Source organism: Streptomyces sp. HNM0574, from assembly GCF_012726235.1.
In the GTDB taxonomy this organism is placed as follows: domain Bacteria; phylum Actinomycetota; class Actinomycetes; order Streptomycetales; family Streptomycetaceae; genus Streptomyces.
In genome coordinates this window covers 1-10,005 of sequence record NZ_JAASAH010000030.1, presented here as the reverse complement: position 1 = coordinate 10,005, position 10,005 = coordinate 1, and the positions used below count along the sequence as shown (strand labels likewise).

5 protein-coding genes and 1 pseudogene are annotated in these 10,005 nt (G+C 71.7%); 4 read left to right on the top strand and 2 right to left on the bottom strand.

Annotation, left to right across the window (positions count from 1 at the left end; translation table 11 throughout):
- Positions 1-769 precede the first annotated feature (769 nt).
- From HCC30_RS28100 to HCC30_RS28090, 3 genes are all read left to right on the top strand, one after another.
- Positions 770-1,330 carry a transglycosylase SLT domain-containing protein gene (locus HCC30_RS28100; RefSeq protein ID WP_169445743.1) on the top strand — a complete coding sequence of 187 codons (561 nt, stop codon included), beginning with the start codon at positions 770-772 and terminating at the stop codon, positions 1,328-1,330.
- A 901-nt stretch (positions 1,331-2,231) separates the two neighbouring features.
- Positions 2,232-4,538 carry a helix-turn-helix transcriptional regulator gene (locus HCC30_RS28095; protein WP_169445742.1) on the top strand — a complete coding sequence of 769 codons (2,307 nt, stop codon included), beginning with the start codon at positions 2,232-2,234 and terminating at the stop codon, positions 4,536-4,538.
- Between the two features lie 3 nt (positions 4,539-4,541).
- The gene (locus tag HCC30_RS28090) at positions 4,542-5,099 is read left to right on the top strand and encodes an XRE family transcriptional regulator (RefSeq protein WP_169445741.1); all 558 of its coding nucleotides are present in this window, start codon (positions 4,542-4,544) and stop codon (positions 5,097-5,099) included.
- A gap of 454 nt (positions 5,100-5,553) precedes the next feature.
- Here HCC30_RS28090 and HCC30_RS28085 read toward each other — a convergent pair.
- Positions 5,554-5,760 (bottom strand): annotated as a pseudogene (locus HCC30_RS28085) (pirin family protein); the annotation flags it as partial.
- 184 nt (positions 5,761-5,944) lie between these two features.
- Between HCC30_RS28085 and HCC30_RS28080 the strand changes: the two are divergent.
- On the top strand, positions 5,945-6,277 hold the full coding sequence (locus HCC30_RS28080; protein WP_346776847.1) for a GNAT family N-acetyltransferase: 333 nt from the start codon (positions 5,945-5,947) through the stop codon (positions 6,275-6,277).
- Between the two features lie 89 nt (positions 6,278-6,366).
- On the opposite strand, the gene HCC30_RS28075 is transcribed toward HCC30_RS28080, so the two are convergent.
- Entirely contained in the window at positions 6,367-9,060 is a 2,694-nt protein-coding gene (locus tag HCC30_RS28075; protein WP_169445740.1) for a DEAD/DEAH box helicase, read from the bottom strand.
- Positions 9,061-10,005: the final 945 nt, after the last annotated feature.

Below are 10,005 nucleotides of genomic sequence, written 5' to 3'. Positions count from 1 at the left end.
GGCCTTTGCTTCCCGGGTCTCATCTCCTGGGCCCTGGTTCCTGGGCCTGCCGTTCTGTCTGGGCTGCCGGTGGCCCTGCTGTGTGTCCGGCCTTCCGCGTTCCGGCCTGCCTGGGTTTCCGCCGCGCGCCATGAGGCGGCCCTGCTCCCGGAGGCGACGTGCCCCGGGGTGCCGCCGCTCCCGGAGGCGTACTCCCCGTGGGGGTGGCCCCTGTTCCCGGAGGCGCGTCCCAAGGCGGCGCCAGCTCCGGAGACGCGTCCCGGGGCGCCGCTCTCCGGAGATGACGCACCCTGCGGGGCGGCGCCGCTCCCGGGGAAGGCACCCCGGGGGCTGACGGCCCGGACCGCGCCGCGCGCGGTCGCCCGGACCCGCACCGCGCATGGCTGCCCGGACCGCTGCGCCCCGCCCGTCGGCCGTCCCGTTCCGGGGTGACCGCGGCCACGTCGTGCCCTTTGCGGAGGGGGTCTGGTTGTGAGCCCGCCCATAGGGCCCACGTCATATCGGAAGCGGTGTAGTAGCGGTCCTCCGGCCCGTGTCCCACCGTCACGCCGTTCCCGTCAAAACGGACAAAACGTCTACGAGGTGGGGTCGTACGTCACACCCTTGTCAGCCCTCCGAGGGCCCGCTAACCATGGATGTCGTTCCGGGCGATAAGCGACAGATCGGGCGAATTTCTTCGCGTGGCGATCGTTCGCACCGGCCGCAGGAAGCCGACCTTCCTGTGACGCGGCCACGGGACATCCCCCTTTTTCGGAGAGGCACCATCTGCATGTCGATCAACGCCACCGCCACCACCGCTACCGACCGCACCGCCCGGATCCGCAGGATCTCCGTGGCAGGCGTCGTCGCCACCGGTGCGGCCGCCATCGCCCTCGGCGTCGCCCCGACCCCGGCTCACGCCGACGGCCAGGCCGCGGTGGGCACGGCGTCGGCGAAGGCGTCCGCGGCGAGCGTGGCCGAGCAGGCGCAGACGGCGAAGTCCGCGAAGAAGGCGGACAAGCTCACCCAGGACGAGAAGCTCGACAAGTGGATCAACGAGGCCCTTCACATCATGAAGAAGAAGGGCATCCCCGGCTCGTACCACGGGCTGAAGAAGAACATCATGCGCGAGTCCGGCGGCGACCCGAACGCCATGAACGACTGGGACGTCAACGCCAAGGCCGGCACCCCTTCCAAGGGCCTGCTCCAGGTCATCCAGCCGACCTTCGATGCCTACCACGTCAAGGGCACCGAGAAGAAGCTGACCGACCCGGTCGCCAACCTCACCGCCGCCGCCAACTACGCCGCCGACCGCTACGGCTCCATCGACAACGTCAACTCCGCCTACTGACCCACCGCCGCCACGGCACCGGCGCGCACGACGCCGGCCATCACCCCGGCCCCGGCGCACGCACGACGCGACGCAGCCGCCCCCTCGCCCCGCCCCCGGGGCGGCCGGCCAGGTCCCGTCCGATCACACTGATCGGGCGGGACCTTCGGGCTGCTGTGCCGGGCGTGGTGGTGGGTGCCGTGAGGCCGGACGGGGCCGGAAGCCACGTTGAGGGTGTGGAGGCCCGCGCCCCTCAGCATTCCTCTGCCGGCCGGCTTGTGACCAGCGTGCGGCCTGCCCGGACCGTCCCGGCTCCGTGGACGGTTGACCACCGCCGAGGCCGGCGATGTCTCCGAGGCCGCCGCCGCACGGGCCGCGCAACCGGCCTGGTCCACAGGCTCGACCCGCCCTGCGAAGTCGGTGACCGGCGCCGCGCCTCGGCACTGCTGCGCGCTGCCCAGCCGGAACCCGATTCGAACCCGGCAGCGCGTGCCACGGCCATGCCTTCTCGGCCGAGTCCGCCTGCTCGCGATCGCCCGCCACGGGCACCGCGTTGCTCAAAGAGAAGGGGCCCGCGGGGCGGCAGGCGGACGCAACGCGTCACGGGCTCGTCCAGGCCAGGATCGCTGCCGCGCCCGCGGCGCACGTTCGCCTCTCCCGCCGCGCAAGCTGCCCGCGGACCGCCGCCACAGTGGGCCCGTTGCCCGTCTGTCTTCAGCGCGTCCTGTGCGCCGGTCGTATCCAGCCGGTGTGGGTTTTCGTCAGCTCCGTCCAGGGCGAGGGCAAGGAATCTCACCGCTCCACCGTCCCCCTTGCGCAGAGCAGATGGCCCCACTCCGTGGGTGAAACGGACGCGATCCGTACGGTGAAAGCACGCTTGGCGTACGGTTCGGGGGTTACGGTGGTGTCCGGAGGTGTTTCGGTGTCCGAGTTGTTCGACGCGGTCGACGCGCTGGTCGCGTCCCGTTCTCCGCTCCCGCCGCCTCAGGAGCGCAGACGGCTGCGTACTGCGCACGGTCTGACTCTGGATGAGGTGGCGGCCGCGTTGAAGGTGCGCCGGGCGACGGTCTCCGGCTGGGAGTCGGCCAAGAAGCCGGCCGAGCCGCGGGGTGAGGAACGGGAGGCCTACGCGCGGCTGTTGGAGCAGCTCGGCAAGCTCTACCCCGCCCCCGCCGCGGATGCTCCTGCCGCGGACGTCCCTGTGCAGGAGGCGGCAGCAGCGTCGGCCACCGTCACTGGCGCGCCCGCCCCGGCACACGAGGCATCCCCGCCCGAGGCCCCGGCACCGACAACCGCAGCGGCCCCCGAACACGACCCGCCCGCCCCCGCACAACGGGCCACATCGCGCCCGGCGCGCACCACCCGGCCGTCGGCCTCGCGCCGCCCGGGCACCACCAAGCCGACGGCCCCGTCCGGGACCCGGGAGGCCGGCACCGACCCCAGGTTCGAGAACGGTCCGCTCGCCGTCGTCGATGTCGCGGACGGGCAGGTACGGGCGTACTGCACCGGCGGCCTGGTCCTGGACGTACCCGCCAAGTCCCTCCCCTCCCTGATCGACTGGACCCTGAAAGAGAGCCGGCTCGGGCAGCCGAAGCTCTCCGGCCCGGGTAAGGACGCCGACCCGCTGCTCGTCCTCACCGAAGCGGCCCTGGAGCGCTACGGCCTGCCCGCCGCTCTCTCCGACGAGGAACGGCTCGCGGGGCGCATCCCGGAGGGCCACAAGGCCCTCAAGCAGCTCGCGCGCGCCAACTGGCAGCTCACGAAACGCGGATTCGGACCATGGGCGCGGATCTACCGCCCCGCGCAGGGTGCGCAGCGGGCCTGCGTGCAGTTGTGCATCCCCTCCTGGGGCGCGCTGGACACCCGGCACTGGGGCGAGGCCGGACAGCTCCCCCCGGCCCAACTCGCCCGCGTCCTGGGCGTGTTCGCCGCACGGGTGATGACCCCGCGCGGGTCGACCGCGGTGACCGGTCTGGAGCTGATGACCGCCCTGCACCCACCCACCCGCGCCTCCACCCCGGACCCCACCGGCCGGCGCCACTCCGAGCACAACCCCGGCTCCCTGGGTACCGAGCCCGTCGACCCAGCGCCGTGCGAGGCCCCCGACGGCCACCCGCTCCTGGCGGACCTGCCCCGCTTCCACCTCCGCGGCCCCGGCGAGAAACTGCTGGAGGAGGCCTGGGACTGGGCACGGCCCCTGACCGACGCCGAGTGCCTGCGCCGCAACCTGGTCGGCCTCGACGTGAACATGGCCTTCGCCGCCGGCGCCAACGGCCTGACCGTCGGCCTCGGCGAACCGGTACACCTCCAACAGCCCCTCTTCGACGCCAAGTTGCCGGGCAGCTGGCTGGTCGACCTCTCCCACGTCGACCTGTCGAGGGTGAAGACCGGCAAGGAGTGGGTGGACCTGGACGGCAGCCTCCTGCCGAGCCCGTTCACCCCCAAGGGCGAACGCCCCCAGGGACCCGCCTGGTACGCCACACCCACCGTCGCCTACGCCCAGGAACTGGGCTACGACATCACGCCGACCGAGGCATGGGTGCGGCCGAACGCCCAGCAGGCCCGCGCCGTGGGCATCACCGTCACACGCGAGGACGAGGAGGCGCACCGGTACGCCAACGGCCGGTACCTGGACGCCTGGTACCAGCGGCTGCGCGATGCCTACCTCGCCACGATGGCCGACCTCGGCGTCGGCACGGACCTGCCGCCGGAGGAGTTCCTGGCGGCGATGGACAGATACCGCAGCCGTGACCCGCAGCTGGCGCTCGTCGTCTCGGCGGTCAAGGCGACCGTGAAGGGCGGGGTGGGGAAGCTGCGCGAGCGGCCCCGGGGCGAGGGCTGGCGCCCCGGCCAGCCGTGGCGAGCACTGTCCCGCCCCACCTGGCGGCCGGACATCCGCGCGGCCGTCATCTCCCGCACCCGGATCAACTTCCACCGCAAGATCATCCGGCACGCGGCATTCACCGGCCAGTACCCGGTCGCGATCCTCTCCGACTGCGTCGTGTACGCGACCGACGGCGAGGGCCCACTGGACTTCCTGCCCTACCGCGAGGGCAAGCCACTGCCCGGCGGCTTCAAACTCGGGGTCAACCCGGGCCTGGTCAAGCACGAAGGCACCCAGAGCGTGCTGTGGGGCGAAGGCGTACGCGACCGGTTCGAGGCACCAGAACTCAACCTCGCCCGGTACATCAAGGACGGCACCGTCACCGACGCCGACAACGGAGAGTAGGCGATGAGCATGTTCGCCGACGGCCTGGACGCCGCGGTGCGCAAGGCGTTCACCCGCCCGGTGCCGAAGTCCGCGGGCGCGCAGATGCGGTATCTGGTCAAGCAGCTCAAAGGCACCAAGGCGGTCGCCGAATTGCTGGGCAGATCCCAGCGGCAGGTCGAGCGGTACGTCTCCGGCCAGGCCCAAAAGCCCCGCCCGGACCTCGCCGCCCGCCTGGAGCAGGAGGTCAACAAGCGCTGGCAGCCCCAGATCCGCGCCAAGGCCAAGGCGAAGGCGGCAACGAGCAACGGCATCATCATCGACACCCGCGCCCGCCTCGGCTACACCGCCCCCATCGGGACGACGGACCAGGACCGCATCCGGCACCTGACCCTCGCCCTGCCACCCCACCACGCCGCCCGCCTCTTCGACGCCCAAGAACGCGGCGCCGGCGACGACGAACTGCGCCGGATCGCCGCCGAGGCACTCAAGGAGATCTACTTCCAGGACAACGGCCGCCGCGCCGGCCAGCTGGAGGAAGTCCGCATGCTCGACATCGAACACCTGGAGTTCGAGCTCTAGCCGCCCCCCGAACACGCTTCGACGCCGAGCACCCCATCGGCGCCGCCCACACCCCGGCGGACGTCACGCAGGAAACCCCTGTTCAGCTGGACGCGCTGCTCCTGCTTGGCGCGCACCTGCTGCCACCCGGCTCAACCGGGCCGGGCGAAGGCGACCTTGCGCCGCGCCCTCGGTCCCGGCCCGCCCGAGGCGTACGCCTGCTCGGCCGTACCCCGCGCAGCGCCGGCGCCGCCTGACGGGAGGCCAGGCCTCATCTGCGCCTCGCTGCCGCGGTGACCGGCACGAGAACGCGCCGGAGGACTGGCCGACTGGCTGAGCCACTCTCCGCGGACGGCCGACGGACGTCCCGTCGGAATCCCGCCCCGTCCGCCGGTGACCGGCCCGAAAGTCCCTGTCACTGCGGCGAAGCGCTCGGCCGCGGAGCCGTGTTGCGGTGGGCGGTGATGCGGGCGTTCTCCCCGCTGAAGAGCCAGCTCACCGTCTGCAGACCGGTGTGCGGTGCGACGTCCATGCCGCCGCTGACGGCGCCGTCGTCCGGTCCGTAGTGGTCGACGAAGCACCAGGCGCCGATCAGTGAGCGGGAGCGCTGCGGCAGAGTGCGGCGGACAGCCATCGCGCGGGGGCCGCCGAGCGGTACATCGCGGCCCGTCAGGATCTCCACCTCGGCGGTGCCCGGTCTGCCGGGGTGCCTTAACTAGCATCCTGGTCATGACCGAACAGCCCCCACTACAGACGCCAGTTGCCCCAAGCCGGCACACAGTCCGCCCCCAGCAGTAACCCCACCGGCGACGCCCGCACAGCCACGTACCACGAACGACAGCACCAGCAGCCTCCAAGGAGTCCCCGTGTCCCCCGAACCCGCCGCAGGCACCGCGCCGGTCAGCGTGCACGACAACCCCTCCGAATCCCGCTACGAGGTCCACAGCGGCGACACCCTGGCCGGATTCACGCAGTACAAGCTCTCCCCGGGCCGGATCGCCTTCATCCACACCGAAACCGACCCGGCCTTCGCCGGCAAGGGACTGGCCCACCGCCTGGTCACCGACGCACTCGACGACGTACGCAGCCGCGACCTCGCCGTGCTCCCCTTCTGCCCGTACGTGAAGAAGTACCTCACCAAAAACCCCGAGTACCTGGACCTGGTACCCGCCGAGCAGCGCGAACGCTTCGGCCTGTAGGGCGGGACCAGCCACGAGCGCCCTTCCGCTTCCCCACAGAATCCCGCCCCACGCCACCGCGAAGGCCGAGACCCGACAGCATGGGGCGGTCAGCGGCGGGTCGGTGCGGTGTCCGCCCAGTCGAGGCCCAGCGCCGCGAGGGCGCCCAGCTGTTCCGCGGTGAGCTTGTCGCGCCGGGCCTTGGTGTTGGAGACCCACACGCCCAGCTTCACGGCCACCGGCTCCGCCTCACCCTCGATCACGGTCTCCTCACTGTGCCCACGCGGCACCGGCCGACCCGCCCCTTCCCGCTCCACCCACTGCGCAAGGGCGGCCAGGCCGCGCTGGAACGCCCGCTGCGCCCTGCCCCGACCCGAGGCCGCCGAGCCGGGAGACAGGGCCTCATCAGCCCGAGTGGCCGGCACCGCGTCGGGCTCCACGCCCAGCCCGGCCAGCCGCTCCTGCTGCCCGACGGACAACCGCGCCCAAGTACCGGGCTGTTTCTGACGCTTGAGCCACGCCCCCAGGTCGTCACCGTCGAAGAGCACCCCCGGCTCGATGGCCGGCAGCCCGCCGTCGGCGTCGACCAGGTCCGCGAGCACGCGGTAGTGCCGCTGCCAGCCCAGCGGCCACCCGCAGTTCCAGTCCGGGTCGATCGCCGCCAGCTGCTCCGCGCGCTCCACGGCCCGCTCCGGATCCATCCCCAGACCGCCCCTGCGGCGGAGGTTGGCCATGTGCTGCCCGACGGGCACCCTCGCCTCACCCTCGCCCCACATCGCGTCCTGCCGCGGCGCCAGATGCCCCATCGCCCGCCGGTAGGAGCGCAACACGGCGAGCTTGGCCTCCCACGCCTCCTCACCCGGCTCCCACACCATCCCCGCCTCCGGGACGTCGAGCAGCTCCTTGCGCCGCTCCTCCAACTCCCCGGCCCGCAGCGCCTTACGCTGCTGGTGCACCCACCGGCCGAGAGGGAAGCACCCTGTGACGCCCACCGCCGTCTCGGTGTCGTACGGGACGGCGTACAGACCGGTGACCTCGTTCTCCGCCCGCCAGCGCAGCAGCGCCTGGTAGCCCTCCAGCCACACCAGCGACTCCGGCCGGTAGACCCGGGCACGCAAGAACGCCGCGACGGCCGCAGGCTCGCGCGGACTGGAGAAACGCAGCAGCGCCGACCCGGCAGCCGCCGACGTACCGTCCGGCTCCTGCTCCTCACCCGCACCGATGATCCGGCCGTCCCCGTCGCGCCGCACGTGCACCGTGCGCTCGTGCCGACTCCGGGACAGCGCACGGGAGGCGAGCTGCTCGACCAGGCGCTCATCATGCGAGCGCAGCCCCTGGAGCACTGCCACAAGCGGCTTGAAACTGGCAGAGGAGACCATGTCGGCCGGGTCCTCACCCGGCCCCAGGAAAACGGGCACGATGATCCGCGCGACCTTGGCGGAACCGTCGCGGCTTGGCCGGAGCGCGCGGCCGATGTTCTGCACGATCTCCACCTGCGAGCCACGGGTGTCGGCGAAGCAGACAGCCTCCACCCCCCGCTCCCCGGTGATGTCCACACCCTCCCCGAGCACCCGCACCGACGCCAGGAACGCCCGGTGCACCCGCCGGTCGTCCGCGTCGATGCCGCCCGCGAACTGCCGCAGTACCCCGCGCCGCTCACTCACGAGGTGATCGCCGCACAACCACGCCGACCACACCCGCTCCGGCGGGACGTGCCGTCCGGCCTCCAGCTCATACAGCTCCGCGCCGATCGACGACGCCGGCAGCTCGGTCTCCGCCATCGCCAGGACTTCGTCGGACGCCTCGCCGGCATACAACTCGGCGGCCGCCTGAGGCAGCTTGTCCGCGAACACCTGCGCTTCCTCCACCCGCTGGTGGAACGTCATCACCGTGCGCAGGTTGTACGCGGCAGCGTGCTCCAGGAGCGCCGTCTGCAGCAGAGCCAGGCGCCGGCCCCGCCGCGCCTCCTCCGACTCCCCGATCACGGGAGACGGATCGCGGATCTCCAGAACGTCGATCTCGAACCCGGCGAGGATCTCCCGCTCGATCGCCTCGCCCAGCCCAAGCTCGGCCAGCCACGACCCGTACGTCCCGTCCGGGTCGTCGGCCATGGAGGCGACCTCCAACTCCTTCCCGTCCGCGCCCGGCTGAGGACGCGGCGCGGCCAGAATGCGCGGCGTCGCAGTCAGGTAGAGCCGGAAGTCGGCCGGGATCCGCTGGTTGTCATGGATCGCCGCCCACGGCCGCCCCATGCCCCCGGCCGTCCCGTGCGCCTCATCCACGATCGCGAGGTCGAAGCCGACCATCCGCTGCCCGTACAGCCGCTCCCCACCGCTCAGAGCGGCCTCCAGCGGCCCGCGGACCGACAGCTGGCCCGTCAGGTCTTCGGGGACTTCGCGATCGACGAGGGAGGCGTATGTGGCGAGCACGACCACGGGCCCTTCTCCGGCCCACAGGGCGAGCTGGATCGGGTTGGTGGTGGTGCGTACCCCCAGCGAGTTGAGCACCGGGTCGTTCTCCAGCGAACACACCGCGACCATGGGGGAGCGGTGGCCCACCCGCCGCCACGCCTGGGCGGTCTGCACGAGCAGATCCAGGGTCGGGATGGTGACGAGGATCCGGCCGGCCGGGAAGCACTCCAGCGCACTCGCGGCCGCGGTGATCGTCTTGCCGGACCCGGTCGCGGACACGATCGTTCCCCGGGCTCCCTGCGGGGGCACATATGATCTTGCAGAGAATCCCACCCATTTACGGAACGCTGATTTCTGGTCTACCTGGTGCTTCCTGAGCTGAATCACCGACATTCCCGAACCTCCTCGATGCCTGAATGCCCGGCCTCGCGCGCGCAGACGATGACGTCCCCATCACCGTTCCTCCTCTGCACGTTGCACGGACCGCAGGCCTCACTCCTCTTCAGTTGCACCAGGCCGGCCTACTCACGCAGCCTCACGTCCGCGATATGTACGGCCAGTTCAGCGGCCCCAGCAGACTGGCCACCGTGCCGCACCCACTCCCGGTCCGTGATGCGCACCAAGGCCTCACTCACGACCCGCACCCTCATCCCACGTCCCAGAACGCCGGCCCCTGCGAACGAGGCCCGGACCCAGCTCGACGACCTCACCCTGAGCACCGGCGACCGCTCCGGCCTCCACGGTGACCACTAGGCCGTCCGCCCCGCCCGCGGGCACACCTCGTGCCTCCAGGAGCATAAACAGCTTCAACCAGGCGTTCACGCCCGCCGCCTGATACTGACTCACCGCCGTACGGAATCGCCGCTCAATATGAGACTGGACCCGGAAGATCCGTGGCGACCAGTCATCTGCGGCCGTTCCTCTCGAAAATCGAGGGAGGCCCCACGGCGGCCAGGGGTGTCCCGTGTTTCCACCAATGCTACATGCTGCATCAATCTGATGCAGCCGCCACCGAGCGCTCCACCCCGTAGCCAGCTCGGCCCGCGTCAGCGGGCCCCAGCAGTCCTGAAGGCGTAGCCGGAAGGGCTGTTGGGGCGGGGGAGCGCAGCGGACCCGCCCCAACCCGTGCTGGAGCGAAGCGAAAGCACGGGGTAAGGGGCGAAGCCCCGCAGCTCCGAGAGCGCAGCGAACGGAGGCCCAACCCGACCGCGCAGCGGTCGGGTTGGGCGGAAGGCGCAGCCTTCCGCTGGCGCTCCCGCGGAGCGGGAGCGCAACAACCGTGCGCAGCACGGTTGTTCGCTTGCATATCGCGAAGCGATATGGTACCCGCTCCGCGGG

What these genes read in the sequence shown, in the direction of transcription:
- HCC30_RS28100 (WP_169445743.1), top strand. Translation starts at nt 770, where the DNA reads ATGTCGATCAACGCCACCGCCACCACCGCTACCGACCGCACCGCCCGG.
- HCC30_RS28090 (WP_169445741.1), top strand. Translation starts at nt 4,542, where the DNA reads ATGAGCATGTTCGCCGACGGCCTGGACGCCGCGGTGCGCAAGGCGTTC.
- HCC30_RS28075 (WP_169445740.1), bottom strand. Translation starts at nt 9,060, where the DNA reads ATGTCGGTGATTCAGCTCAGGAAGCACCAGGTAGACCAGAAATCAGCG.